This is a genomic window from Mesorhizobium sp. B2-5-3 (assembly GCF_006441005.1).
Lineage (GTDB): Bacteria > Pseudomonadota > Alphaproteobacteria > Rhizobiales > Rhizobiaceae > Mesorhizobium.
Map to the genome: position 1 here is coordinate 119092 of NZ_VFUS01000013.1, position 26322 is coordinate 145413.

Here is a 26322-nt window from a genome sequence, read left to right on the forward strand (position 1 = left end):
GTTTCGGCCCGGCTTCCTATATATACGGCAAGTGATTCCTGTTTAGATTGTGATCCGATTTGACCGACCAAAAAACACCGCGCGGCGCCGACGGCGGCCCCACCGGCATCGAGCCGATTTCGATCATCGAGGAGATGCAGCGATCCTATCTCGATTACGCCATGAGCGTGATCGTCAGCCGCGCGCTGCCCGACGTGCGCGACGGCCTGAAGCCGGTGCATCGCCGCATTCTCTTCGCCGCGCATGAGAGCGGCTATCACTGGAACCGCAAATATGTGAAGTCGGCGCGCCCGGTCGCCGACGTGATGGGTAAATACCATCCGCATGGCGACGCCTCTATCTATGACGCCCTGGTGCGCATGGCGCAGGACTGGTCGCTGCGCGTGCCGCTCATCGACGGGCAAGGCAATTTCGGCTCGATCGACGGCGATCCGCCGGCGGCCATGCGCTACACCGAGTCGCGGCTGACCAAGGTCGCGCATGAACTGCTGGAGGATATCGACAAGGATACGGTCGATTTCCAGGACACTTACGATGCTTCCGGCAGCGAGCCGAAGGTCCTGCCGGCGCGCTTTCCCAATCTGCTGGTCAATGGCTCGGGCGGCATCGCCGTCGGCATGGCCACCAACATCCCGCCGCACAATCTGGGCGAAGTCTGCAACGCCGCGATCGCGATCATCGACAATCCGGCCATCGACCTGCCGGCGCTGATGGAAATCATTCCGGGGCCGGATTTCCCGACCGGCGGCATCGTGCTCGGCCGCTCCGGCATCTACAGCGCCTATTCGACCGGCCGCGGCTCCATCGTCATGCGCGGTAAGGTCAACATCGAGGCCCGCGGCAATGACCGCGAATCGATCATCATCACCGAAGTTCCCTACCAGGTGAACAAGTCGTCGATGATCGAGAAGATGGCCGAACTGGTGCGCGACAAGCGCATCGAGGGCATTTCCGACATTCGCGACGAGAGCGACCGCCAGGGCTATAGAGTCGTCGTCGAGCTGAAGCGCGACGCCGTGGCCGACGTCATCCTCAACCAGCTCTATCGCTTCACGCCGCTGCAAACCTCTTTCGGCGCCAACATGGTGGCGCTCAATGGCGGCAAGCCCGAACTGCTGACGCTGACCGACATGCTGAGAGCATTCGTGTCCTTCCGCGAGGAGGTGGTCACCCGACGCACGAAGTTCCTGCTGCGCAAGGCGCGCGACCGGGCCCACGTGCTGGTCGGCCTCGCAATCGCAGTCGCCAACATCGATGAAGTGATAAAACTGATCCGCACCGCGCCGGACCCGCAGACCGCGCGCGAGCAGTTGATGGAGCGGCGCTGGCCGTCCGGCGACGTCGAATCGCTGATCCTCCTGATCGACGACCCGCGCCACCGCATCAACGAGGACGGCACCTACAATCTGTCCGAGGAACAGGCGCGCGCGATCCTGGAGTTGCGCCTGCAGCGCCTGACGGCACTCGGCCGCGACGAAATCGCCGACGAGTTGAACACGATCGGCGCCGAGATCGTCGATTATCTCGATATCCTGTCGTCCCGCGCCCGCGTCCAGCAGATCGTCAAGGACGAGCTCGCGGCCGTGCGTGACGAATTCGGCACGCCGCGCCGCACCGAGCTGAGCGAAGGCGGCGCGGACATGGAAGACGAGGACCTGATCCAGCGCGAAGACATGGTCGTGACGGTGAGCCATTCCGGCTACATCAAGCGCGTGCCGTTGTCGCTCTACCGGGCGCAACGCCGCGGCGGCAAGGGTCGCTCGGGCATGTCGACCAAGGAAGAGGATTTCGTCACCCGCCTGTTCGTGGCCAATACGCACACGCCGGTGCTGTTCTTCTCCTCGCGCGGCATCGTCTACAAGGAGAAGGTCTGGCGCCTGCCGATCGGCAATCCGCAGTCACGCGGCAAGGCGCTGATCAACATGCTGCCGCTGGAGCAGGGCGAGCGCATCACCACAATCATGCCGTTGCCGGAAGATGAGACGAGCTGGGGCGAGCTCGACGTGATGTTCGCCACCACGCGCGGCACGGTGCGCCGCAACAAGCTCTCTGACTTCGTCCAAGTCAACCGTAATGGCAAGATCGCCATGAAGCTGGAGGAGGAGGGCGACGAGATCCTCGGCGTCGAGACCTGCACCGACAATGACGACGTGCTTCTGACCGCCAGCTCCGGCCAGTGCATCCGCTTTTCCGTCGGCGATGTGCGCGTCTTCCAGAGCCGCAACTCGGTCGGCGTGCGCGGCATCGCCATGGCCGAAACCGATCGCGTCATTTCGATGGCTGTCATCGAGCATGTCGATGCGCCGCCGGCCGAACGCGCCGCCTATCTGAAGCGCGTGGTGGCCGAACGGCGCCTGGCCGCCGGCATCCCGGCAGGTGAGGAGGAAGAGATCGCGTTGACCAACGAAGAGGTCGGCGAGGAGGCGGAGCTGTCGGACGAGCGCTATGAGTTCCTCAAGGCGCATGAGCAGTTCGTGCTGACGGTGACGGAATACGGCTACGGCAAGCGCTCATCGTCCTATGATTTCCGTCTGACCGGACGCGGCGGCAAGGGCATTCGGGCCACTGACGTGTCGAAGACGGCCGAGATCGGCAGGCTGGTGGCAACCTTCCCGGTCGGCAATGACGACCAGATCATGCTGGTGTCCGACGGCGGTACCGTTATCCGGGTGCCGGTCAATGGCATCCGCTTCGCCAGCCGCGCCACCAAGGGCGTGACCATTTTCAACACGGCGGAAGGCGAGAAGGTGGTTTCGGTCGAGCGGATTTCCGAGCCGCAATCGGACGAGGAAGAAATCGTCGAGGTTGGTGCCGAGATCGATCCGGCGGCCGATGCCGGCCTGGATGATGCGCAATAAGTCTGGCTTGGACAGACATGGCAACGCCGGCCAATCGGCCGGCGCGTCGCAACAAATTCAGGCTAACTCAATAGTGACGGTGAGGCTTGCGGGGCCCGAACCCTTCGAAGCGTTTGGCGTTGGTCTTGATGCGGACGCGCTGGGCCTCCTGATGCAGCCCGAATACAGTGGCGATCAGCATGGCGACGGTCATTGCAGTGGCGAGCATGTAGATCAGCATGTGCGTGTTCTCCTGCGCTCTACAACGCTTACATGGGACTTTGGTTTCATCTTCTTAAAGGGGCAAGGTAGTGAACGCTGCGTGAAGCGTTCGTGATCGGCGCATTCATCTGTCGTTCATCCCTGCAAAAAGGTTCAAGGGGATCGCATCAATGAGATTTGCCTTCCGTCCGCGCGCCCGTTAGAAGCACCGGCATGACCGAGCGCATCGCCCTTTATGCCGGCTCCTTCGACCCGTTGACCAACGGCCATCTCGACGTGCTGAAGGCGTCGCTGGCCGTGGCGGACATCGTCTATGCGGCGATCGGTATCCATCCCGGCAAGAAGCCGCTGTTTTCCTTCGAGGAGCGGGTCGAACTCATCGAGGCCGCGACCAAGGCCGAATTCGGCCGCGACGGCACACGCATCAAGGTGGTCGCCTTCGACGGGCTGGTCATCGATGCGGCCAGGAAACAGGGAGCCTCGATCATGATCCGCGGCCTGCGCGACGGCACCGATCTCGACTACGAGATGCAGATGGCCGGCATGAACGAAACGATGGCGCCTGAGCTGCAAACGGTTTTTCTGCCCGCCAGCCCCTCGGTTAGAACCATTACCGCCACACTTGTCCGCCAGATTGCCTCGATGGGCGGCGACATCCGCCCCTTCGTGCCGGCCGCGGTCGCCGGTGCGCTCACCGCTAAATTCGCAAAATAGGTTTCTCGGAGAAGACCATGCAGCTGAAAAAGCTCGCCTCGTTCCTCGTCGTGCTTGCCGGTCTCGTGACCGCATCGGTCTCAGCCTATGCCGCCGACCCGGAAAACACCATGATCATAACGTTGAAGGACGGCGACGTGACCATTGCACTGCGTCCCGATCTCGCGCCCAAGCATGTCGCGCAGATCAAGAAGCTGGTGCGCGAGCATGCCTATGACAACGTCGCCTTCCACCGCGTCATCGACGGCTTCATGGCGCAGACAGGCGACGTCAAATTCGGCAACATGAACAAGGGCTTCAACGCCCAGGCTGTCGGTACCGGCGGCTCCGACCTGCCGGACCTGCCGGCGGAATTCTCGCAGACCGAGCACTACAAGCGCGGCGTGGTCGGCATGGCACGCTCGCAGGATCCGAACTCGGCAAACTCGCAGTTCTTTATCATGTTCGCGCCGGCGCCGCCGCTCGACGGCCAGTACACCATCGTGGGCAATGTCGTCAGCGGCATGGAACTCGTGGACCATATCAAGAAGGGCGACGAGGCCGACAACGGCACGGTCACCGATCCCGACCGGATGATCAAGGTGCGCATCGCCGCCGACAAATAGTTCTGTTTTTTGAAAAGGATATCAGACATGGCCGACATCAAGGATCGCGAAAACGCGCTCATCATGGAAACGACCAAGGGCAAGGTCGTCATCGAAATGCTTCCCGACCTGGCGCCCGGCCATGTCGCCCGCATCAAGGAACTGGCCCGCGAAGGCGCCTATGACGGCGTGGTCTTCCACCGCGTCATCGAGGGCTTCATGGCGCAGACCGGCGACGTCAAGTTCGGCAATTCGAGCAAGCCCTCTTTCGCGCCTTCCCGCGCTGGCATGGGCGGTTCCGACAAGCCGGATCTCAAGGCCGAATTCTCCAATGCCAACCACAGCCGCGGCACCTGCTCGATGGCGCGCTCGCAGAATCCGAACTCGGCCAATTCGCAGTTCTTCATCTGCTTCGACGATGCAGCCTTCCTCAATCGCCAGTACACGGTCTGGGGCCAGGTCATCGAAGGCATGGACAATGTCGACAAGATCAAGCGCGGCGAGCCGGTGCAGGATCCCGACAAGATCGTGTCGCTGAAGGTCGCGGCCGACGTCAAGTAAGGCGGCAGGACAATGATGGGCGTCGTCTGGTCGCTTCTCGGCATCTTGTCCGGCGCCTTCATTGCCATTCAGGCGCCGATCAATTCGCAGTTGGCGCGCGGCCTGGGGCTCCCGGTCGCGGCTGCCGCGTTTTCGTTCCTGTCGGGCGCCATCGTGCTCGGCATCATTGCCGTCGCGGTGGTGAGGCTGCAAGGCATCTCGCTCGACTGGAAGGCGCCCGCGCCGTGGCTGTTCATCGCCGGCGGCATGCTGGGCGGCTTCTACGTCACACTGTCCACCATCCTGACGCCACGCATCGGCGCCGCCGCGCTGATGGCGTTCCTGGTGGCGGGCCAGTTGCTGGCGGGCATGCTGATCGACCGCGTCGGATTCCTCGGCGTCGCGGTTCGCGAAATCTCGCTCGGCCGCGTGGCCGGCGCGGTGCTGCTTCTGGCCGGGGCGCTGCTTATCAGGCTCTTCTGATGCGTGTCGATCTGTTCGATTTCGACCTGCCGGAAGAGCGTATCGCGCTTCGCCCGGCAGAGCCGCGCGACAGCGCAAAGATGCTGGTGGTCAGGCCCGGCGAGGGGGTTTCGAACCGGGCGGTCAGCGACCTGCCTTCCCTGCTCCAGGCCGGCGACGTGCTGGTCTTCAACGACACCAAGGTTATCCCGGCGCAACTCAAAGGTATCAGGCGGCGCGGCGAGGCGGCGGCGCAGGTCGAAGCCACATTGCACATGCGGATGGCGCCGGACCGTTGGCTGGCCTTCATGCGGCCGGGCAAGCGCGTTGCCGTCGGCGACCGCATCCATTTCGGCCATGACGGCAATTCCTGCTTCCTCGGCCAGCTTGACGCCACGGTGATCGAAAAGGGCGAGGCGGGCGAGGCGCTGCTCGGCTTCGACCTGTCGGGCCCTTTCCTCGATGAGGCGCTGCATGCGGTCGGCCACATCCCACTGCCGCCCTACATCGCCTCGAAGCGGGATGACGACGAGCGCGATCGGGCCGATTATCAGACCATCTATGCCCGGGAGGAAGGTGCCGTAGCGGCGCCGACGGCCGGTCTGCATTTCACGCCGGAGCTGTTTGCCGCACTCGACGCAAAGGGGATCGAACGCCGCTTCGTCACGCTCCATGTCGGCGCCGGCACGTTCCTGCCAGTGAAGGTGGACGACACCGCCGACCACAAGATGCATGCGGAGATCGGCTCAGTCAGCGAGGCAACAGCCGACGCGTTGAATGCGGCAAAGGCGAGGGGCGGGCGCGTCATTGCCGTCGGTACGACCTCGCTGCGCCTGCTGGAAAGCGCCGCGCGAGAGGATGGCGTGCTGGCTGCATGGTCCGGCCCGACCGACATCTTTATCACGCCCGGCTACCGTTTTCGCACCGCCGACATGCTGATGACCAATTTCCATCTGCCGCGTTCGACGCTGTTCATGCTGGTTTCGGCCTTCAGCGGCCTCGATACGATGCGCGCCGCCTATGCACACGCCATTGAGCACGATTACAGATTTTACTCCTACGGAGATGCAAGCCTGCTGTATCGAGCGGAGATGAGCGATGGACGATGACCTCGACAGGCTGGACCGGAGCAGTTTGATCGCCGAAGTCAAAAAATTGCGCGCCGGCATTCGCCAGCATCGCGATGCATCGGGGCACGATCTTTGCTGGCATCATCCCGATTTGTGGGACCTGCTGCCCGAGAAGATCGATCCGGCAATCGCCGTGCCGCCCTGGCCAAAATTCATGCGCGGCTGCATCCATTATCGCCAGTCGCTGGACGAACAGGCTCCGGGCGCACCGGCACACGACAAGGAATTCAATGGCTGAGACGTTCACCTTCAAGGTGCTGGCGACCGAAGGTAAGGCGCGGCGCGGTTTGATCAGCATGCCGCGCGGCGAAATCCGCACGCCCGCCTTCATGCCGGTCGGCACCGGCGGCACGGTCAAGACGATGTACATGGATCAGGTGCGCGGCGTCGGCGCCGATATCATCCTGGGCAATACCTACCATCTGATGCTGCGGCCCGGCGCCGAACGCGTGGCGAAGCTTGGCGGCCTGCACGAATTCGCCCGCTGGCCGCATCCGATCCTGACCGACAGCGGTGGCTTCCAGGTGATGTCGCTGTCGAAGCTTCGGAAATTGACCGAGAAGGGCGTCACCTTCCGCTCCCATATCGATGGCGCTGCATACGAAATGTCGCCGGAACGTTCGATCGAGATCCAGGGCCTGCTCGATTCAGACATCCAGATGCAGCTCGACGAATGCACGGCGCTGCCGGCCGCGCTCAAGGAGATCGAGCGCGCCATGGAATTGTCGCTGCGCTGGGCGGAGCGCTGCAAGACGGCGTTCGGCGACCAGCCCGGGAAGGCGATGTTCGGCATCGTGCAAGGCGGCGACAATGCGGATTTGCGCGTGCGTTCGGCGCAGGCGCTGAGCGCGATGGATCTGAAAGGCTATGCGGTTGGCGGCCTTGCCGTCGGTGAACCGCAGGCGGTCATGCTCGACATGCTCGACATCACCTGCCCGGAACTGCCTGACAACAAACCCCGCTATCTTATGGGGGTCGGCACGCCGGACGACATCTTGAAATCGGTGGCGCGCGGCGTCGACATGTTCGACTGCGTGATGCCGACGCGGGCCGGCCGGCATGGGCTTGCCTATACAAGGCGCGGCAAGGTCAATCTGCGCAACGCCCGCCATGCCGACGATCCGCGCCCCCTCGATGAGGAAAGCGACTGCCCGGCGGCACGCGATTATTCCCGCGCCTACCTGCACCATCTCGTGCGCTCGCAAGAGGCGCTCGGTGCGATGCTTCTGACCTGGAACAATCTGTCCTATTATCAAAAGCTGATGCAGGACATACGCGCGGCGATAGAGACCGGCACTTTCGAGGCACGCGCTGCCGAAATTACCGAGGGCTGGGCGAGGGGCGATATCCCGGCGCTGTGACGGTTCAGGTGCTCAGGGAATTCGACGCGCGCAGGCTGCAGCCGGTGATTTGGAACTTGCCGTCGGGCTGTCGCTCCAACGTGTAGACAGCTTCGTAGTCCTTGCCGTCAGGGCCGACGATCAGCACCTGCTGGATGATCGAGGTCGGACCCGTCTCCTCGACCTTGCCGAACGAGTAGCTCCGTGGGTTGCGCACCGGCGCGTAGCCGTTGGTCACCATGTTCATGAAGGTGTCGACGGTCGGGAAGATCCGCTTCACGTTCGGTGCGGCGAAGCTGTAGGCCGTGACGCCGTCATCGGCCAGGAACGCTCTCAGCTGGCCGTCAATGGCCGCTTGCGCCGCCTTGATCTCGGCCTCGCCGGCAAACGCCGACAAGGGCAGGAGGAGAGGAAGGAATGCGAATGCGAAAAGCGTGCGGCGCATAGCCTGTTTCCCTTGTCTTTCGAGAACTTGCCTTTCGAAAAATCCTGCCCGTGCAGGCATCCTAACATACGTTTGGTGGCGCTTCAGGGTTTCACCGGCGGCGATTATTCAGTGTTGTCGCGCGACGAAGTCCAGGCAGCCTTGGCGGAATTGCGGGAGGCGTGGCCAACGCCCGAACCGGCTAAGTACCGTTCCAGCGCTTGAAAGCCCGCCTCCAGTCTGCCAGAAGGGCCGCTTGGATTGGACGTTTAGCAGGGCGGAGCCATGAAGGCGTTTTTCGTGCAGATCAAATGCGAACTGGGCAAGTCGTATGAGGTTGCCAGCGCGCTCGCCGACGCCGAGATCGCCTCGGAAATCTACTCCACTGCCGGCAATTACGATCTGCTCGCCAAGTTCTATGTCGACGACGAGGAGGATGTCGGCCACTTCGTCAACGAGAAGGTGCAGATTCTCCCCGGCATCAAGGACACGTTCACCGTCGTCACTTTTCGCGCCTTCTAGCGTCGGAACCCATTGCCCGGGCATGAGGCAAAGCCTGACCAAGCTCATATTTCAGCTGCCTCAATTTTAGGCAGGGGCGACATACTGATCGTCCGCATCCCTCAAATCACCGATTACGCTTGATTTTCTCCAGCGGCGCCAGTGAAATGGCGTCACAGGGGAGTATGCGATTGGCAGCGTTCGATGAAATGCTTCCGGAGGTCTCCGGACTTAGAAGACCGTATTCGGCTTACGATCGCTGGCTGAAAGAGCAGGACCCGGCCAGGCTTACCGAGAAAATGCAGGACGCCGAACGCGTCTTCCGCAAAACCGGCATCACCTTCGCCGTCTATGGCGAGCAGGAAGCCTCCGAGCGGCTTATCCCCTTCGACATCGTTCCGCGCATCATTTCTGGCAATGAGTGGCGCCGCCTCACGCAAGGCATCGAGCAGCGCGTGCAGGCACTGAACGCCTTTCTCGACGACATCTATCACCGCCAGGAAATCCTGCGGGCCGGACGCGTTCCCCGCGACCTGATCGCCAGGAACGAAGCCTTCCTGCCCGAGATGATCGGGGTCAGGCCACCAGCCGGCGTCTACACCCACATCATCGGCGTCGACATCGTGCGCATCAGCGAAAACGAGTTCTACGTGCTGGAGGACAATGCGCGCACCCCATCGGGCGTTTCCTACATGCTGGAAAACCGCGAGACGATGATGCAGCTCTTCCCCGAGTTGTTCCAACAAATCAAGGTGCGGCCGGTGGAGAACTATCCGCAGCTTTTGCGCCAGTCGCTGGCGGCGGTGCGGCCGCAGAACGCCAAGGGCACGCCGACCATCGCCGTGCTGACGCCCGGCAGCTACAACTCCGCCTATTTCGAACATGCCTTCCTGGCCGATCAGATGGGGGTGCAACTGGTCGAGGGGCAGGATTTGCGCGTGGTGGACGGTCATGTCGCGATGCGCACGACCGAAGGCTACAAGCAGATCGACGTGCTCTATCGCCGGGTGGACGATGCCTTCCTCGATCCGCTGACTTTCCGGCCGGACTCCGCGCTCGGCGTGCCTGGCATCATGGATGTCTACCGGGCCGGCAACATTACGATCGCCAATGCGCCGGGAACCGGTATCGCCGACGACAAGGCGATCTATTCCTACATGCCCGAGATCGTCGAATTCTACACCGGCCGCAAGGCGATCCTCGGCAATATTCCGACCTGGCGCTGTTCGGAGCCGGACAGCCTGAAATATGTACTCGAACACATCGATGAGCTGGTGATCAAGGAAGTGCACGGTTCAGGCGGCTATGGCATGCTGGTCGGACCGGCGGCGACCAAGAACGAATGCCAGGATTTCGCCAAGAAGCTGCAGGCCAAGCCGTCCAATTACATCGCCCAGCCGACGTTGGCGCTCTCGACCTGTCCGATCCTGACCGAAAAGGGCCTGTCGCCGCGCCATGTCGATCTGAGACCCTATGTGCTGGTCTCCGACCGCATCCAGATCGTGCCGGGCGGGCTCACGCGCGTCGCGCTCAAGGAGGGCTCTCTGGTGGTCAATTCCTCGCAAGGCGGCGGCACGAAGGATACCTGGGTGCTGGATGATTGAGATGAGTAGTCAGTAGGCAGTAGGCAGTAGTTGGTATCAGAGGGGACAGAACAATGCCGTATCCAATCGAAACTCGAACATTCCCTACTCGCTAGCCCGAAGGGCCACTCCATGCTTCTCGGCCGTACCGCCAACGGGCTCTACTGGATGAACCGCTATATCGAGCGTGCGGAAAACATGGCGCGCCTGGTCGATGCGGGCCTGCGCATGGCGCTGACGCGCACGCAGAGCGCGTCGGAAGAGTGGAATTCGGTGCTGCTCAGCGCCGGCTCCGACGTCGCCTACACGCAGAAGTATCAGGACTATACGGCGGCCGATGTAGCCGACTTCCTGTTGCGCGACACGTCGAACCCGTCGAGCACGATGTCGTCGATCGAGACGGCACGCCACAATGCCCGCATGGTGCGCACCGCGCTGACGCGGGAGACCTGGGAAAGCATTAACGAGGCCTGGATGGCGCTGAAGCGCATGCTGGCAAGGCCGATCGACGAGCGTGACCTGCCAAACGTGCTCGATGCGATTAAGCGCGAAACGGCGCTGATCCGCGGCTCGTTCTACGGCACCATGCTGCGCAATGAGATCTTCGATTTCTCGCAGCTCGGCACCTATGTCGAGCGCGCCGACAATACGGCGCGCATCCTCGACGTGAAGTACTACGTGCTCTTGCCGTCGATCTCCTGGGTCGGCTCGACGCTCGACAATTACCAGTGGGAATCGATCCTGCGCTCGGTATCGGCGCACCGCTCCTACCGCTGGGTCTACGACGCCGACTACAAGCCGACCAACATCGCCGACTATCTGATCCTCAATGTGCGCATGCCGCGATCGCTGACCTTCTGCTATCGCTTCCTGGCCGAGCACCTGAAGTTCCTCGGCGACGACTATGGCGGGCGCCATCCCTGCCATGCGACGGCGGAAAAGACCCAGGCCATGCTGCAGGCAGGCTCGATCAAGGATATTTTCGACGCCGGCCTGCATGAATTCCTTGCCGGCTTCATTCGCGACAACACCAGGCTCGGCGACGAGATCGCGCAGGATTACAGGTTCTATTGAGGAGGCCATGCGGCTCAAGATCACCCATCGGACCGAATACCGTTACGACGCACCGGTGCAGTACCTGCTGCAGCGGCTGCGGCTGCTTCCGGTGAGCGGGCGCACGCAGACCGTGCTGTCCTGGGCCCTGAAGGTAGAAGGCGCGCGCGAGGAAGTGCGATTTGCCGACCACTACGGCAATGACACCCGATTGTTGAGCGTCGAGGGTGACCATGATTTCATTACGGTCGAGGCGTCAGGCGAGGTGGTGACGCGCGATACATCGGGGGTTTGTGGGCCGCATCAGGGATTCGCGCCGCTCTGGCTGTTCGCACAGGAGACGCCTTTGACCATGATCGGCGATGGCATTCGCGCACTCGCCGAGGCAGCCGGCAAGGGCACCGATATCGAAAGACTGCACCGTCTGATGGCTATCATCTCCGAGCGGGTCGCCTATGCGCCGGGCACCACCAATGCGACGACCCCGGCTGAAGAGGCTCTCGCGCTGAAAACCGGGGTCTGCCAGGATCATAGCCATATCTTTGCCGCCACCGCCCGCGCCATGGGTTTCCCGGCACGCTATGTCAGCGGCTATCTGATGATGGACGCGGCCATCGAGCAGGCGGCAAGCCATGCCTGGGCCGAAGCGCATGTTCAGGGCCTCGGCTGGGTTGCCTTCGACCCCTCCAACGGTATCTCTCCTGATGAGCGCTATGTGAGAGTGGCGACGGGGCGCGACTATCGCGATGCGTCGCCGGTTTCGGGGATTCTGCTGGGAGAGGCGCAAGAGCGGCTTGCCGTCACCGTCACGGTGGAGCAGTAGTCACCCGATGCAGGTCGTCCAACGCCACCTTGGTTTGGGTGACGACATGCATGAAAACAAGGACCTGAGCGCGCCGCATGGATCCGTTCCGACGCGACGCGGTTTTTACGGTTCGCTGCCGGAAGAGTAAACCATGACCTATTGCGTCGGCCTCAAGATCGATCGCGGGCTCGTGTTCATGTCGGACACGCGCACCAATGCCGGCATGGACTCGATCTCCACCTTCAAGAAGATGCATGTCTGGGAAGATCCCGGTGAGCGCGTCATCGTGCTGATGTCGGCCGGCAATCTGGCGACGACGCAAGCCGTGATCAGCGTGCTCGACGAGCGCACCAAGGCGGTTGGCGACCGGCACGCGGCAGTGCTCGAAACGCCGTCCATGTACCAGACGGTGCGGCTGGTCGGCGAAACCGTCAAGGACGTCATCGCCCATTCCTCGCCCGCCGGCGACAAGGCCGATTCCTACTTCAACGCCTCCTTCATCCTGGGCGGCCAGATAAAGGGCAGCGCACCGCGCCTGTTCATGATCTATCCCGAGGGCAATTTCATCGAATCGACCGATGACACGCCCTTTTTCCAGATCGGCGAGACCAAATACGGCAAGCCGATCATCATTCGCGCTTATGACCGGTCGATGAGTCTCGCGGAGACCGTGAAGCTGCTTCTGGTATCGTTCGATTCCACGCTGAAGTCGAACCTGTCGGTCGGGCTGCCGCTGGATCTGCTTTTCCTGGAAAAGGATGCCTTCCAGGTCGGGTTGAAGAAACGGATCGGTCATGACGACCCGTACTACCGCACGATCTCCGAGGGATGGTCGAGCGCCTTGAAGACGGCGTTTGCCAGTCTGCCGGATTTTCCGGGATAAGGACGCGCCGGATTTCTCCGGTGGTTGCAAATGTTTAACAGTGGTTTTTGACAACCGGGGCGAAGGGCGCCGGTGAAGCGATCATGTCGGGAGGACAGGATGAACAGTGACGATTTCCGGCAATGGTCGCGGCGGGCCGCCGACTGGGGCGCCGACTACCGTGAAACGCTGCGCCAGCGCCCGGTGCGGCCGCGGATCGAGTCCGGCGACATATTCAGGAGCATAGAAGCCTCGCCGCCCGAAGACGCGGAGCCGATGGACAGGATCTTCGCCGACTTCGAGGAGAAGATCGTGCCGGGCATGACGCATTGGCAGCATCCTCGCTTCTTCGCCTATTTTCCGGCCAACGCGGCACCAGTTTCTGTGGTGGCTGAGTATCTGGTCTCGGCAATGGCCGCGCAGTGCATGCTGTGGCAGACCTCGCCGGCGGCGACAGAACTCGAAACTCGGACTGTCGATTGGATGCGCCAGGCGCTCGGCCTGCCGGAAGGTTTTTCCGGCGTCATCCAGGATTCTGCCTCCTCGGCGACGCTGGCGGCGGTGCTGACGATGCGCGAACGCGCGCTCGACTGGCAAGGCAACAAAAAGGGCCTGGCGGGGCAGGCGCGGTTGCGCATCTATTCGTCGGATCAGGTGCATACCTCGATCGACCGGGCGATCTGGGTGGCCGGCATCGGCGAGGACAATCTCGTGCGCATTCCAGTCGCCGGTCGCTTTCGCGCCATGGACATAGCGGCCCTCGAGGCGGCGATCGTCGCCGACAAGAAGGCAGGCCTGCTGCCCGCGGGTATCATCGCCTGCGTCGGCGGCACCAGCACCGGTGGCACTGACGATATCGCCGGCGTCGCCGCGATCGCCAAACGCCACGGGGTCTATCTTCACGTGGATGCCGCCTGGGCGGGATCGGCGATGATCTGCCCGGAATACCGGCATTTCTGGGCCGGTGTGGAGCAGGCGGATTCTATCGTCTTCAACCCGCACAAATGGCTGGGCGCGCAGTTCGACTGCTCGATCCAGTTCCTGCGCGACCCCGAAAGCCATGTCAGAACGCTCGCCATCAAGCCGGATTATCTGAAGACGCACGGTCATGACGGCATCGTCAACTATTCCGAATGGTCGGTGCCGCTCGGCCGCCGCTTCCGCGCGCTGAAACTGTGGTTCCTGCTGCGTGCCTATGGACTGGAAGGCCTGCGCACGATGATCCGCAACCACGTCGCCTGGAGCGAAGGCCTGGCAGCGCGCCTGGCCGACGAGCCGGACTTCGAGATCGTCACCGAGCCGATGCTGTCGCTGTTTTCGTTCCGGCACAAGGCGGAGGGAGCCGATGCCGACGAGCACAATCTCCGGCTGGTCAATGCGATCAATGATGACGGACGCATCTACCTGACACAGACCAGGGTGAACGGGCGCGTCGCCATCCGCTTCCAGGTCGGCCAGTTCGAGGCGACCGCGGCGGATGTCGATTCGGCTTTTGCCGCCATCACCGAAATCGCGCGCGGATTAACCTGAGGCTGCTGAGTCGGAACTGCGTCCAAGTTTGCCTTTGCTATCATGCGGTTTCCATTAGCCGGCTTACGCCTTTTCATTGCTTTCGTTTTCGTCTATGATCAAGAAAAACGAAAGCAAAAGGTCTTCAGATGTATCTGTCGCCGCGCCATGCCGAAATCGTCCAAATGGCCAAGGATCACGGCCGCGTTCTGGTCGACGATCTGGCCACCCACTTCAACGTCACGCCGCAGACCATCCGCAAGGACCTCAACGATCTTTGCGACCAGCGGTTGCTGTCGCGCATCCATGGCGGCGCCTTGTTTCCTTCCGGCATCGAGAACATGGAATACGAAGCCAGGCGCAAGATCGCCGCCGAGGAGAAGGAGGCGATCGGCAGCGCGGCCGCCAGGCTGATCCCGGACAATGCCTCGTTGTTCATCAATATCGGCACCACGACGGAGTCGGTCAGCAAGGCGCTGCTGGATCACAGCGGCCTCATGGTCATCACCAATAACATCAATGTTGCCAACAGGATGCGCATCTATCCTTCGATCGAGGTGGTGATCGCGGGCGGGGTGGTTCGCGGCTCGGATGGCGGCGTCGTCGGCGAGGCGGCGGTGGATTTCATCAGGCAGTTCAAAGTCGACTACGCCGTCATCGGCGCCTCGGCGATCGACCATGACGGCGCCTTGCTCGATTTCGATTTCCGCGAGGTCAAGGTCGCGCAAGCCATTATCGCCAATGCCAGGCACGTCATCCTGGTCTCCGACCGGACCAAATTCGAGCGCACGGCACCGGTTCGCATCGGCCATCTGTCGCAGGTCAACACCTTCATCACCGACCGCTGCGATATCCCCTCGGTGCGCAAGATCTGCCAGGAGGCCGAGGTTCAACTGATCGAAACCTCGCTCGATTGAGGACGTTGCAGCGCTTTCACGAGCTTGTGATATTTCGTTTGACATTCGTTATGAGTTCGAAATAATTCCGCCACGGTTTCGCAAAAGAGCCAAATGGTGCAATGCGAAATCGCTGGAGGAATTGGTGGACGCATCTTCGATCCGTGACATTTTCGTCATAGGCGGTGGCATCAATGGCTGCGGCATTGCCCGTGATGCCGCCGGCCGCGGGTTTTCGGTATTTCTGGCCGAGATGGACGATCTCGCCAGCGGAACCTCCTCAGGCTCGACCAAGCTGATCCATGGTGGCCTGCGTTATCTCGAATTCTACGAATTCCGCCTGGTGCGCGAAGCGCTGATGGAACGGGAGGTACTGTGGAAGAACGCGCCGCACATCATCTGGCCGATGCGCTTCGTGCTGCCCTATGCCAAGGGCCTGCGTCCGGCCTGGCTGATCAGGCTCGGCCTTTTCCTTTACGATCATATTGGCGGGCGCAAATTGCTGCCGGCGACCAGGACCCTGGACATGGCCACCGACCCTGCCGGCAAGCCATTGAAACCATTGTTCAAGAAGGCCTTCGAATATTCCGACGGCTGGGTCAACGATGCGCGGCTGGTGACGCTGAACGCGCGTGACGCCGCCGACCGGGGCGCGACCATCCGCACCCGCACCAAGGTGGTCGGGGCGCGCCGCGAAGGCGGGCTGTGGACGATCAGGATCGAAAATCTGCGGACCGGCGAGACCGAAGAGGTCAAGGCGCGGCTGCTGGTCAATGCCGCCGGCCCCTGGGTCGATCATGTGCTTTCCGGCGTCGTCGGCCTCAACGATGTGCACAATGTCCGTCTCGTGCAGGGCAGTCACATCGTCATCGCGAAGAAATTCGACGATCCACGCGCCTATTTCTTCCAGAACAAGGATGGCCGCATCATCTTCGCCATTCCTTACGAGGACGAGTTCACGCTGATCGGCACCACCGACCAGGACTACCCCGGCGATCCGCACGACGTGAAGATCAGCGACACCGAGATCGACTATCTCTGCGCGGCGGCAAGCGAGTATTTCGCCCAACCCGTCAAGCGGTCGGATATCGTCTGGACCTATTCGGCCGTGCGTCCGCTCTATGACGATGGCGCTTCCAAGGCGCAGGAGGCGACACGCGACTATGTGCTGAAGGCCGATGGCGGCGAGGGCACAGCCCCGATCGTCAACACGTTCGGCGGCAAGATCACCACTTATCGCCGGCTGTCGGAATCTATGCTGGAGAAGATCGAAGGCTTTCTCGGCAGGCGCGGCAAGCCGTGGACGGCAAATGCGCCGCTGCCGGGCGGCGATTTCGCGGCGACCGGTTTTGATGCGCAAGTGGCGAGGCTGAAGAGCGCCTATCCCTTTCTCGACCAGCGTTTGGCACGTCGGCTCACGCGGCTCTACGGCACGCGCGCGCAGATGTTGCTTGGCCTTGCCAAATCGAATGCCGATCTCGGCCGCAATTTCGGCGCCGACCTTTACGAGGCCGAGGTGCGCTACCTCGTCGAGAACGAATGGGCCGTCACATCGCAAGATGTGCTGTGGCGCCGGACCAAGCGCGGCCTGCATTTCAGCCGCGAGCAGACGGCGGCGTTGGATGAATTCATGCGCGGCATAAGCCGCCGCCACGTCGCGGCCGCGGAATGAAGGGCTGCTGATGCACACGGCCTGGGAGGAGGCATCATGCTGGAACTGAGGAACGTCACCAAGACGGTCGGCGCGGTGGAGCATATCCGCGACGTGTCGCTGACGCTCCAGCATGGCTCGCTGAACGTGCTGCTCGGGCCGACGCTGTCCGGCAAGACCAGCCTGATGCGGCTGATGGCCGGCCTCGACGCGCCGACTTCCGGCTCGGTCTGGTTCGACGGCAAGGACGTCACCGGACAGCCTGTTCAAAAGCGCAAGATCGCCATGGTCTACCAGCAGTTCATCAACTACCCCGCGATGAGCGTCTACGAAAACATCGCTTCGCCATTGCGGGTAGCGGGCGTCGAGAAGGCCAGGATCGACAGTCAGGTGCGGGAAGCCGCTGCCCTGCTCAAGCTGACGCCCTATTTGGACCGCACGCCGCTCAGCCTGTCCGGTGGCCAGCAACAGCGCACCGCACTGGCGCGCGCCATCGTCAAGAATGCAAGCCTGGTGCTGCTCGATGAGCCGCTCGCCAATCTCGACTACAAGCTGCGCGAGGAATTGCGCGCAGAACTGCCGAGGATCTTCGCCGCCGCCGGTACCATCTTCGTCTATGCCACGACCGAACCGCACGAGGCGCTGCTGCTCGGCGGCAATACGGCGACGCTGTCGCAAGGCCGCATCACCCAGTTCGGCCCGACCATCGAGGTGTTCCGCAAACCGGTCGACCTGGTGACGGCCAGGACCTTCGCCGATCCGCCGCTCAACACGATCGTGCTGGCCAAGAACGGACCCGATTTCCTGCTGGAGGGCGGCGTCAAGCTGCCGGTGCCGCCGGAACTTGTCGGCATTGCCGACGGCAATTACACGATCGGCTTCCAGCCGCACCATCTGTCGCTCGAGCGGCCGGATGCGAGTGCCGTGCCGGTGCGGGCAAAGGTCACCATCACCGAGATCACCGGCTCGGAAAGCTTCATCCATCTTGATTTCGCCGACGCGCGCTGGGTGATGCTGACCCATGGCATCCGCGATTTCGAGACCGACGAAGTGGTCGAAGTGTTCATCGACCCGCGTCACATCATGGTTTTCGACCAACACGGCGTCGCCGTGGCCGCGGCAAAGCTGGCGGCCTGAGGAGAAAACGATGGCGCGCATCGACGTCAACCATGTCAGGCACTCATATCTGCCGAACCCGCGTACCGATGCGGATTTCGCACTGCGGGAGGTGCACCACACTTTCGAGGACGGTGGCGCCTATGCGCTGCTAGGCCCATCCGGCTGCGGCAAGACCACGCTGCTGAACATCATTTCCGGCCTGCTCCACCCCTCGCACGGCCAATTGCTGTTCAACGGCAGGGATGTCACGAGACTGTCGACGCAGGAGCGCAACATCGCGCAGGTGTTCCAGTTCCCGGTCATCTACGACACGATGACCGTCTACGACAACCTGGCTTTCCCGCTGCGCAACCGCGGCGTTCCGGAGGCCGACGTCGACCGCAAGGTGCGCGAGACGCTCGACATGATCGATCTGGCAGACTGGGCCAGGAAGAAGGCGAGGGGCCTGACCGCCGACCAGAAGCAGAAGATCTCGCTCGGCCGCGGACTGGTGCGCTCGGATGTCAATGCGATCCTGTTCGACGAGCCGCTGACCGTCATCGACCCGCACATGAAGTGGGTGCTGCGCTCGCAGTTGAAGCAGCTTCACCGCCGCTTCGGCTACACCATGGTCTATGTTACGCATGACCAGACAGAGGCGCTGACCTTCGCCGACCAGGTGGTGGTCATGTATGATGGCGGCATCGTGCAGATCGGCACGCCGGCCGAGCTGTTCGAGCGGCCGCGCCACACCTTCGTCGGCTACTTCATCGGCTCGCCCGGCATGAACGTCATGCCGGTAGCGATCGATGGCAAGACAGCGACGCTTGGTTCCCAGCGCATCCAATTGCCAGGCGCGCCGAAGGCCGGAAGCGGCGTCGTCGAACTCGGCATCCGTCCTGAATATGTCAGGCTCGGCCGCGATGGCATGGCCGTCCACGTCAGCAAGGTCGAGGATGTGGGCCGCCACAAGGTCGTGCGCGCCAGTCTGGAAGGCCGCGAGATCGCGGCCGTCATCGGCGAGGACGAAACCGTTCCCGCCGATCCAAAAGTGCGGTTCGACCCAGCCGGCATCAACATCTATGCCGATTCCTGGCGTGTCGAGATGGGGGCGTAAATGGAAAAGCCCTGGAACAACAAGGCCTGGTTCCTCGTGCTGCCGATGCTCGTGCTGGTGGCGTTCTCGGCCGTTATCCCGCTGATGACCGTCGTCAACTACTCGGTACAGGACACGTTCGGCAATAACGTCTTCTTCTGGGCGGGGACCGAATGGTTCGAAGAGTTGCTGCATTCCGATCGCTTCTGGGAAGCCATGGTGCGCAACCTGATCTTCTCCTTCATCATCCTGGCGATCGAAGTGCCGCTCGGCATCTTCATTGCCCTCAACATGCCCAAAAAGGGCTGGGGCGTGCCGGTCTGCCTGGTGCTGATGGCGCTGCCGCTCTTGATCCCGTGGAATGTCGTCGGCACGATCTGGCAGGTGTTCGGCCGCAACGATATCGGCCTGCTCGGCTACTACGTCAACGCGCTCGGCATCGACTACAATTACGTGCAGGATCCGTTCGACGCCTGGGTCACCGTCATCATCATGGACGTCTGGCACTGGACCAGCCTCGTCGTGCTGCTCTGCTATGCCGGCCTGGTCTCGATCCCCGACGCCTTCTACCAGGCGGCCAAGATCGATGGCGCCTCGCGCTGGGCGGTGTTCCGCTACATCCAGTTGCCGAAGATGAAGCGCGTGCTTCTGATCGCGGTGCTGCTGCGTTTCATGGACAGTTTCATGATCTACACCGAGCCCTTCGTCGTCACCGGCGGCGGTCCGGGCAATTCGACGACCTTCCTGTCGATCGACCTCGTCAAGACCGCGCTCGGACAGTTCGACCTCGGTCCGGCGGCGGCGATGTCGCTGGTCTACTTCCTGATCATCCTGTTGTTGTCGTGGGTGTTCTACACCGTGATGACCAACTACGACGCGGAACGCTGATATGGCCGGCGCCAACGAACGTACCGAGCGCAACCTGGTGAACGGGACCGCCGCTTCGGAAAGACTCGCCAGTTCGCTGTCGCAGAGCGAGCTGGACAGGCGCATGCGCCGCCGTGGCGAGGAATCGCGCTGGTGGTGGATCGTGCCGACGCTCTACATCATCGTCCTGCTGCTGCCGATCTACTGGCTCATCAATATGAGCTTCAAGACCAATGCGGAGATCGTCAATTCGCTGACGCTCTATCCGCATGCGCCGACGCTGCGCAACTACACCATCATCTTCACCGATGCGTCGTGGTATTCGGGCTACATCAATTCGATCACCTATGTGGTGATGAACATGGTGATCTCGGTCGCCGTGGCGCTGCCGGCGGCTTACGCCTTCTCACGCTACCGCTTCCTCGGCGACAAGCATCTGTTCTTCTGGTTGTTGACCAACCGCATGGCACCGCCGGCGGTGTTCGCGCTGCCGTTCTTCCAGCTTTATTCGGCATTCGGCCTCATCGATACGCATATCGCGGTGGCGCTGGCGCACTGCCTGTTCAACGTGCCGCTGGCGGTGTGGATCCTTGAGGGCTTCATGTCCGGAGTGCCGAAGGAGATCGACGAAACGGCCTACATAGACGGCTATTCGTTTCCGCGTTTCTTCGTGAAGATATTCATGCCGCTGATCGCCAGCGGCATCGGCGTCGCCTGCTTCTTCTGCTTCATGTTCTCATGGGTGGAACTGCTCATCGCCCGCACGCTGACCACCACCGATGCCAAGCCGATCGCCGCTACCATGACCCGCACCGTGTCGGCGTCGGGAATGGACTGGGGGCTGCTGGCAGCCGCCGGGGTGCTGACGCTGATCCCCGGGGCGCTCGTCATCTGGTTCGTTCGCAACTACATCGCCAAGGGCTTCGCCCTGGGGAGGGTGTGACCATGAACCTCGACTTCTCCTGGATGGCGTGGACCTGGCCGACGGCCGCCTTCTTCGCCGTCATAGCGCTGCTGCTGGTCGGCATGGGTGTCTGGGAATATGCCTCGCCCGGCGGCGATCCGCGCATCGGCGTGCTGCGTTTCAAGACGACGCGCGGCGATCGTCTCTTCGTTTCGCTGCTTGGCAGCGCCTTCATCCATCTCGCTTGGCTGGGTCTTGTCGGACCCAGCCTGTGGTGGGCTCTCGCTCTCTCCGTGGTCTACGCCATCGGCGTCTTCCGCTACGTATAGAGGGGGAAACTGTTGGAGCGGCCGCTTGTTGGCGGCCTCTCCAGATCGCACTTGAAGTCTTTTCAAACGTGGAGGAAACACAATGCGACGGCAATTATTGACATCTACGACCGCCCTTGTCCTCTTGCTCGGCGTGGGCAACGCCTATGCCGGCATGGACGAGGCAAAAGCCTTTCTTGACAAGGAGATAGGCGATCTGTCGACGCTTTCGCGCGCCGATCAGGAAAAGGAAATGCAGTGGTTCGTCGACGCCGCCAAGCCGTTCGCCGGCATGGATATCAAGGTCGTGTCGGAAACGCTGACGACGCATCAATACGAGTCGCAGGTTCTGGCTCCGGCCTTCACCGCCATCACCGGCATCAAGGTCACGCACGACGTCATCCAGGAAGGAGACGTCGTTGAAAAGATCCAGACCCAGATGCAGACTGGCCAGAACCTCTATGACGGCTGGGTCAACGATTCCGACCTGATCGGCACCCACTGGCGTTACCAGCAGGTGCGCAACCTGACCGACTGGATGGCGGGCGAAGGCAAGGATGTCACCAATCCGAACCTCGATGTGAAGGATTTCATCGGCACCTCCTTCACCACCGCTCCGGACAAGAAGCTCTATCAGCTTCCCGACCAGCAGTTCGCCAACCTCTACTGGTTCCGCTACGACTGGTTCAACGACGAGAAGAACAAGGCCGACTTCAAGGCCAAGTACGGCTACGATCTCGGCGTTCCCGTCAATTGGTCGGCCTATGAGGACATTGCCGAGTTCTTCACCGGCCGCGACGTCGACGGCAAGAAGGTCTACGGCCATATGGACTATGGCAAGAAGGACCCGTCGCTCGGCTGGCGCTTCACCGATGCCTGGCTATCGATGGCCGGCAATGGCGACAAGGGTATCCCGAACGGCCTGCCGGTCGACGAATGGGGCATCAAGGTCAACGAGAAATCGCAGCCGGTCGGCTCCTGCACGGCGCGGGGCGGCGACACCAACGGCCCGGCCGCCGTCTACTCGATCCAGAAATATCTCGATTGGCTGAAGGCCTACGCACCACAGGAAGCGCAGGGCATGACCTTCTCGGAATCCGGTCCGGTTCCCGCGCAGGGCAATGTTGCCCAGCAGATCTTCTGGTACACGGCCTTCACCGCCGACATGGTCAAGCCCGGCCTGCCCGTCATGAACGACGACGGCACGCCGAAATGGCGCATGGCTCCGTCGCCGCACGGTGTCTACTGGAAGGACGGCATGAAGCTCGGCTACCAGGATGTCGGTTCGTGGACGCTGATGAAGTCGACCCCGACCGACCGTGCCAAGGCCGCCTGGCTCTACGCCCAGTTCGTCACCTCGAAGACGGTGGACGTGAAGAAGAGCCATGTCGGCCTCACCTTCATCCGCGACTCCACCATTCACGACAAGAGCTTCACGGAGCGCGCGCCGAAGCTCGGCGGCCTGATCGAGTTCTATCGCTCGCCGGCCCGCGTGCAATGGTCGCCGACCGGCACCAACGTGCCGGACTATCCGAAGCTGGCACAGCTGTGGTGGCAGGCGATCGGCGATGCCTCGTCGGGCGCAAAGAGTGCGCAGGAAGCGATGGATTCGCTTTGCGCCGAGCAGGAGAAGGTCATGGGCCGCATCGAGAGGTCCGGCGTCCAGGGCGATATCGGGCCGAAGCTCGCCGAGGAACATGATCTCGCCTACTGGAATGCCGACGCGGTCAAGGCCGGCAATCTCGCTCCTCAGCTCAAGATCGAGAACGAGAAGGAGAAGCCCCAGACCATCAACTATGACGAGCTGGTCAAGAGCTGGCAGAAGTAGGACTGACCTATGCGGGCGTTCGCGCCCGTGTAAAATTCAGGGAGGCGGCACGTTGCCGTCTCCCTTCTTTGTGTCGTGACGGAGGAAGTGCGAATGAATGGCTTTGTCCTGGCAATCGACCAAGGCACGACATCGAGCCGGTCGATTCTGTTCGACGGCGACATGAAAGTCGTCGGCAGCAGCCAGCAAGAATTCACCCAGCACTATCCTGCTTCCGGCTGGGTCGAGCATGACCCGGAAGATATCTGGGCCAGCGTCGTGGCGACCGTCAAGGGCGCATTGAAGAATGCCGGGCGGGAGGCATCGGACGTCGCCGCGCTCGGCATCACCAACCAGCGCGAGACCGTCGTCATCTGGGACAGGGCGACCGGCAAGCCGATCCACAACGCGATCGTCTGGCAAGACCGGCGCACCGCGCCGCTGTGCCGGAAGCTGAAGAAGCAGGGATTGGAAAAGACCTTCACCAGGAAGACCGGCCTGCTGCTCGATCCGTATTTCTCCGGCACGAAGATAGCCTGGATGCTGGACAAGGTGAAAGGCGCCAGGAGACGCGCCGAGAAAGGCGAATTGCTGGCCGGCACCATCGACAGTTTCCTGATCTGGCGCCTGACCGGCGGCAGGGTGCATGCCACCGACGCCACAAACGCCTCCCGCACGCTAGTCTACAACATCGAGAAGAATGCCTGGGACGACGAGCTGCTGGCCATCCTGAACATTCCGGCAAGGATGCTCCCCGAGGTGAAGGACTGCGCCGATGATTTTGGGATCACGCAGAAAAATCTCTTTGGCGCCGAGATAAGGATCCTCGGCGTTGCCGGCGACCAGCATGCCGCGACCATCGGCCAGGCCTGTTTCGAGCCCGGCATGATGAAATCGACCTACGGCACCGGCTGTTTCGCGCTGCTCAACACCGGCACCGACCTGGTGCGCTCGAAGAACCGGCTGTTGACCACGATTGCCTATCGGCTGAACGGCAAGACCACCTATGCGCTGGAAGGATCGATCTTCATCGCCGGCGCCGCCGTGCAGTGGTTGCGCGACGGCATCAAGGTGATCGGCAAGGCCGAACAGAGCGGCAAGCTGGCGGCCGAGGCCGATCCGACCCAGGACGTGTATCTGGTGCCGGCCTTTGTCGGGCTCGGCGCGCCCCACTGGGATGCCGAGGCGCGGGGCGCGATCTTCGGCCTGACCCGCAATTCGGGGCCGCCGGAGTTTGCCCGCGCCGCGCTCGAATCCGTGGCCTACCAGACGCGCGACCTGCTCGATGCCATGCGCAAGGATTGGAAGGGTACGGCGGCCAAGACGGTGCTTCGGGTCGATGGTGGCATGGTGGCATCCGACTGGACCATGCAACGACTGGCCGACATTCTCGACGCTCCGGTCGACCGTCCGACCATTCTGGAGACAACCGCGCTCGGTGCCGCCTGGCTCGCCGGCTCGAAGGCGGGCGTGTGGCCGAAGGCGCGGGAATTCGCCAAGACATGGGCGCTCGACCGGCGCTTCAGACCGGACATGGAACCAGCGGTACGCTCGGCCAAGCTGGCGGGGTGGCGCGATGCTGTTCGCAGGACGCTGAGCGTGCCATAACCAACAGTCAGATCGGGCGAGGGGGAAATGAAGCCAAACTGGTACTCTGCTTGGCGCGCCGAGGCTATCAAACAACTTGAGGCCAAGAATAAGCGCTTGGAGGAAGAATTCCGCATCGGCCACTGGTCGCTATGACTTGAGCAACGGAAAGCTCTTGTTCTCCAAGGACGGAGCGATCAACGTGATCACCGAAATCCAGATCGCCGGTTCCACGAATGTCAAGGCACAGAACTGGCTCTGGGCGTGGGCAAATTCAAATCTGCCCGATAGTCTTCTTAGAGATGCAAAGCTGGTTCGGTTCTTCGGCGAGAAGAACGGCATTGACGAACTGGCTCAGGCTTACGTGATAGATGGGGATCAGCTGGAAGTGCTGGGTTGGGAATTGGCGGCCGTCACGGTTCGAATTTGCGATGCCGTCGGAGCGTACCGATCACCCCGTGGTGAAGGTGGCGCACTTTATTATGTCTTCAAGACCATTAATTGGGCCAGCTGATCACAGCCTGCCCGGGGACCGTCCTCGCACGACAGAAAGCCCGCGCCATTTCCGGCACGGGCTTTGACTTTCTATCCCACGAACACTGTCGCCCATCAGTAGGGTGAAATGCACTGCTGGCGCGGGCCGTTATACGGCTGGAACGTATTGTCGGATGCGCGGTAGGAACGGTAACGGTCATAGCACCACTGCACATGCGAATTGCCTTCATAGACGCGGTTCCGGTTGTTGGCGATCGCGCCGGTTATCAGCGCGCCAGTGGCGAAAGCAGCCAGCGGGAACCAGAAATCGCCGTGACGGCGATAGCCCGGGCGATATTCACGGTAGCCGCGATGGCCGTTCCAGTAGGCTCCGCGGTTGTCGCGGTAGAAGTTGCGGTTGCCGCGAAACTCGCCGCGGAAGTTACGGCGCCGCTCCCAGGGCCTGTACTGCACGGTCTGGACATCGAACGAGACCGATGCAGGCTGCGGCACATAGGCCGGTGCGGCTTCGACCGGCATGGCCGCCGCCACTGCGAAGGAAGCTGACAGTGTGGTCGCCAGCAAACCCGACAGGACTTTGTTCATGATCTTCTCCTTGAGAGGTTGACGTCCCTTGTGGCGGAGGAAACGGACACGCTCGCGAATTGTTCCTGGAAAAAAAGGCAAGTTGCTGATTTGTAATGTTTCTCCGGTTTGGGATCGATGGAGGCCACAGGGTCTTCGCCTGGCTGGCAAAGGTTCAGCATGTCCTTGCCGAAACGGCCGGCCGGGAGAGCCGGCACGGCGGGAACGCATGGCTTGGTGGCCCCGTTTTTTCCGGTTGACCGGTCGAGGCACTCTCCCTATGTTCCGCGCAATTTCGAGGGCGCCGTTTCCAGCCCACGGGAGCGCGTAGCTCAGCCGGTAGAGCAACTGACTTTTAATCAGTAGGTCATGGGTTCGAATCCCATCGCGCTCACCACTCAGTCCCGTGTACGGCCCGAAGACATAGGTAACAGAATGTACCTAAGACATGGGTGACAACCTCGTGCCGAACGGGTTGTCGAT

At 62.0% G+C, this 26322-nt stretch carries 27 protein-coding genes and 1 tRNA gene; 25 read left to right on the forward strand and 3 right to left on the reverse strand.

All coding sequences use genetic code 11. The features are described from left to right. Nucleotides 1-59: 59 nt before the first annotated feature. Nucleotides 60-2858 carry a DNA gyrase subunit A gene (gene gyrA, locus FJ867_RS24690; RefSeq protein ID WP_140557758.1) on the forward strand — a complete coding sequence of 933 codons (2799 nt, stop codon included), beginning with the start codon at nt 60-62 and terminating at the stop codon, nt 2856-2858. 67 nt (nt 2859-2925) lie between these two features. On the opposite strand, the gene FJ867_RS24695 is transcribed toward gyrA, so the two are convergent. Then, on the reverse strand, nt 2926-3078 hold the full coding sequence (locus FJ867_RS24695) for a hypothetical protein (RefSeq protein WP_140498827.1): 153 nt from the start codon (nt 3076-3078) through the stop codon (nt 2926-2928). A 194-nt stretch (nt 3079-3272) separates the two neighbouring features. Here FJ867_RS24695 and coaD point away from each other — a divergent pair, with 194 nt between their 5' ends. From coaD to tgt, 7 genes are all read left to right on the forward strand, one after another. Further along, entirely contained in the window at nt 3273-3773 is a 501-nt protein-coding gene (gene coaD / locus FJ867_RS24700) for a pantetheine-phosphate adenylyltransferase (RefSeq protein ID WP_140498825.1), read from the forward strand. Nucleotides 3774-3883: 110 nt separating this feature from the next. Further along, a complete protein-coding gene (locus FJ867_RS24705) occupies nt 3884-4378 on the forward strand; it encodes a peptidylprolyl isomerase (protein ID WP_224518951.1) in 495 nt (164 codons plus the stop codon). A 27-nt stretch (nt 4379-4405) separates the two neighbouring features. Then, nucleotides 4406-4918 (forward strand): peptidylprolyl isomerase, encoded by a 513-nt coding sequence (locus FJ867_RS24710; protein WP_140498821.1) that lies wholly within the window; start codon nt 4406-4408, stop codon nt 4916-4918. Between the two features lie 12 nt (nt 4919-4930). Further along, nucleotides 4931-5380: a DMT family transporter gene (locus tag FJ867_RS24715; protein ID WP_140515312.1), complete on the forward strand. Its 450-nt coding sequence runs from the start codon at nt 4931-4933 to the stop codon at nt 5378-5380. After that, nucleotides 5380-6468 (forward strand): tRNA preQ1(34) S-adenosylmethionine ribosyltransferase-isomerase QueA, encoded by a 1089-nt coding sequence (queA, locus tag FJ867_RS24720; RefSeq protein ID WP_140498817.1) that lies wholly within the window; start codon nt 5380-5382, stop codon nt 6466-6468. Before FJ867_RS24715 ends, queA begins: the two co-directional genes overlap by 1 nt. Then, on the forward strand, nt 6458-6727 hold the full coding sequence (locus FJ867_RS24725) for a hypothetical protein (RefSeq protein ID WP_140498815.1): 270 nt from the start codon (nt 6458-6460) through the stop codon (nt 6725-6727). Before queA ends, FJ867_RS24725 begins: the two co-directional genes overlap by 11 nt. Next, nucleotides 6720-7850: a tRNA guanosine(34) transglycosylase Tgt gene (gene tgt / locus FJ867_RS24730; RefSeq protein WP_140625085.1), complete on the forward strand. Its 1131-nt coding sequence runs from the start codon at nt 6720-6722 to the stop codon at nt 7848-7850. The genes FJ867_RS24725 and tgt overlap by 8 nt, the downstream gene beginning before the upstream one ends. A gap of 4 nt (nt 7851-7854) precedes the next feature. On the opposite strand, the gene FJ867_RS24735 is transcribed toward tgt, so the two are convergent. Next, on the reverse strand, nt 7855-8274 hold the full coding sequence (locus tag FJ867_RS24735; RefSeq protein WP_140515316.1) for a DUF4864 domain-containing protein: 420 nt from the start codon (nt 8272-8274) through the stop codon (nt 7855-7857). Nucleotides 8275-8538: 264 nt separating this feature from the next. On the opposite strand from FJ867_RS24735, the gene FJ867_RS24740 reads away from it, so the two are divergent. From FJ867_RS24740 to FJ867_RS24815, 16 genes are all read left to right on the forward strand, one after another. Further along, nucleotides 8539-8775, forward strand: a complete 237-nt coding sequence (locus tag FJ867_RS24740) for an Lrp/AsnC family transcriptional regulator (RefSeq protein WP_010909609.1) — start codon at nt 8539-8541, stop codon at nt 8773-8775. Between the two features lie 170 nt (nt 8776-8945). Further along, a complete protein-coding gene (locus tag FJ867_RS24745; RefSeq protein ID WP_181165357.1) occupies nt 8946-10358 on the forward strand; it encodes a circularly permuted type 2 ATP-grasp protein in 1413 nt (470 codons plus the stop codon). Between the two features lie 111 nt (nt 10359-10469). Next, a complete protein-coding gene (locus FJ867_RS24750) occupies nt 10470-11411 on the forward strand; it encodes an alpha-E domain-containing protein (protein ID WP_140525347.1) in 942 nt (313 codons plus the stop codon). A 7-nt stretch (nt 11412-11418) separates the two neighbouring features. Continuing rightward, nucleotides 11419-12213, forward strand: a complete 795-nt coding sequence (locus tag FJ867_RS24755; protein ID WP_140498806.1) for a transglutaminase family protein — start codon at nt 11419-11421, stop codon at nt 12211-12213. Between the two features lie 133 nt (nt 12214-12346). Then, a complete protein-coding gene (locus FJ867_RS24760; protein WP_140498804.1) occupies nt 12347-13078 on the forward strand; it encodes a peptidase in 732 nt (243 codons plus the stop codon). 99 nt (nt 13079-13177) lie between these two features. Next, nucleotides 13178-14587, forward strand: a complete 1410-nt coding sequence (locus FJ867_RS24765) for an aspartate aminotransferase family protein (protein WP_140625087.1) — start codon at nt 13178-13180, stop codon at nt 14585-14587. 128 nt (nt 14588-14715) lie between these two features. Then, a complete protein-coding gene (locus FJ867_RS24770; protein WP_140515319.1) occupies nt 14716-15483 on the forward strand; it encodes a DeoR/GlpR family DNA-binding transcription regulator in 768 nt (255 codons plus the stop codon). A gap of 124 nt (nt 15484-15607) precedes the next feature. Then, nucleotides 15608-17134, forward strand: coding sequence for a glycerol-3-phosphate dehydrogenase (glpD, locus tag FJ867_RS24775; protein WP_140498798.1), 1527 nt, complete (start codon nt 15608-15610; stop codon nt 17132-17134). A 36-nt stretch (nt 17135-17170) separates the two neighbouring features. Continuing rightward, nucleotides 17171-18250 (forward strand): ABC transporter ATP-binding protein, encoded by a 1080-nt coding sequence (locus tag FJ867_RS24780; protein ID WP_140625088.1) that lies wholly within the window; start codon nt 17171-17173, stop codon nt 18248-18250. 10 nt (nt 18251-18260) lie between these two features. After that, nucleotides 18261-19328 (forward strand): ABC transporter ATP-binding protein, encoded by a 1068-nt coding sequence (locus FJ867_RS24785; protein WP_140498794.1) that lies wholly within the window; start codon nt 18261-18263, stop codon nt 19326-19328. After that, nucleotides 19329-20195: a sugar ABC transporter permease gene (locus tag FJ867_RS24790; protein WP_140498792.1), complete on the forward strand. Its 867-nt coding sequence runs from the start codon at nt 19329-19331 to the stop codon at nt 20193-20195. Between the two features lies 1 nt (nt 20196). Continuing rightward, the gene (locus tag FJ867_RS24795) at nt 20197-21117 is read left to right on the forward strand and encodes a carbohydrate ABC transporter permease (protein ID WP_140498790.1); all 921 of its coding nucleotides are present in this window, start codon (nt 20197-20199) and stop codon (nt 21115-21117) included. 2 nt (nt 21118-21119) lie between these two features. Further along, nucleotides 21120-21407 (forward strand): DUF2160 domain-containing protein, encoded by a 288-nt coding sequence (locus FJ867_RS24800; RefSeq protein ID WP_140498788.1) that lies wholly within the window; start codon nt 21120-21122, stop codon nt 21405-21407. Nucleotides 21408-21489: 82 nt separating this feature from the next. Continuing rightward, nucleotides 21490-23214, forward strand: a complete 1725-nt coding sequence (locus FJ867_RS24805) for an ABC transporter substrate-binding protein (protein ID WP_140498786.1) — start codon at nt 21490-21492, stop codon at nt 23212-23214. Nucleotides 23215-23307: 93 nt separating this feature from the next. After that, on the forward strand, nt 23308-24801 hold the full coding sequence (gene glpK / locus FJ867_RS24810) for a glycerol kinase GlpK (protein WP_140560931.1): 1494 nt from the start codon (nt 23308-23310) through the stop codon (nt 24799-24801). A 154-nt stretch (nt 24802-24955) separates the two neighbouring features. Further along, the gene (locus tag FJ867_RS24815) at nt 24956-25294 is read left to right on the forward strand and encodes a DUF6882 domain-containing protein (protein WP_246675106.1); all 339 of its coding nucleotides are present in this window, start codon (nt 24956-24958) and stop codon (nt 25292-25294) included. A gap of 95 nt (nt 25295-25389) precedes the next feature. Here the strand turns inward: FJ867_RS24815 and FJ867_RS24820 are convergent, their stop codons facing one another. Then, the gene (locus FJ867_RS24820; protein WP_181168437.1) at nt 25390-25860 is read right to left on the reverse strand and encodes a BA14K family protein; all 471 of its coding nucleotides are present in this window, start codon (nt 25858-25860) and stop codon (nt 25390-25392) included. A gap of 300 nt (nt 25861-26160) precedes the next feature. On the opposite strand from FJ867_RS24820, the gene FJ867_RS24825 reads away from it, so the two are divergent. After that, a tRNA-Lys gene (locus tag FJ867_RS24825) sits at nt 26161-26236 on the forward strand. Nucleotides 26237-26322 lie beyond the last annotated feature (86 nt).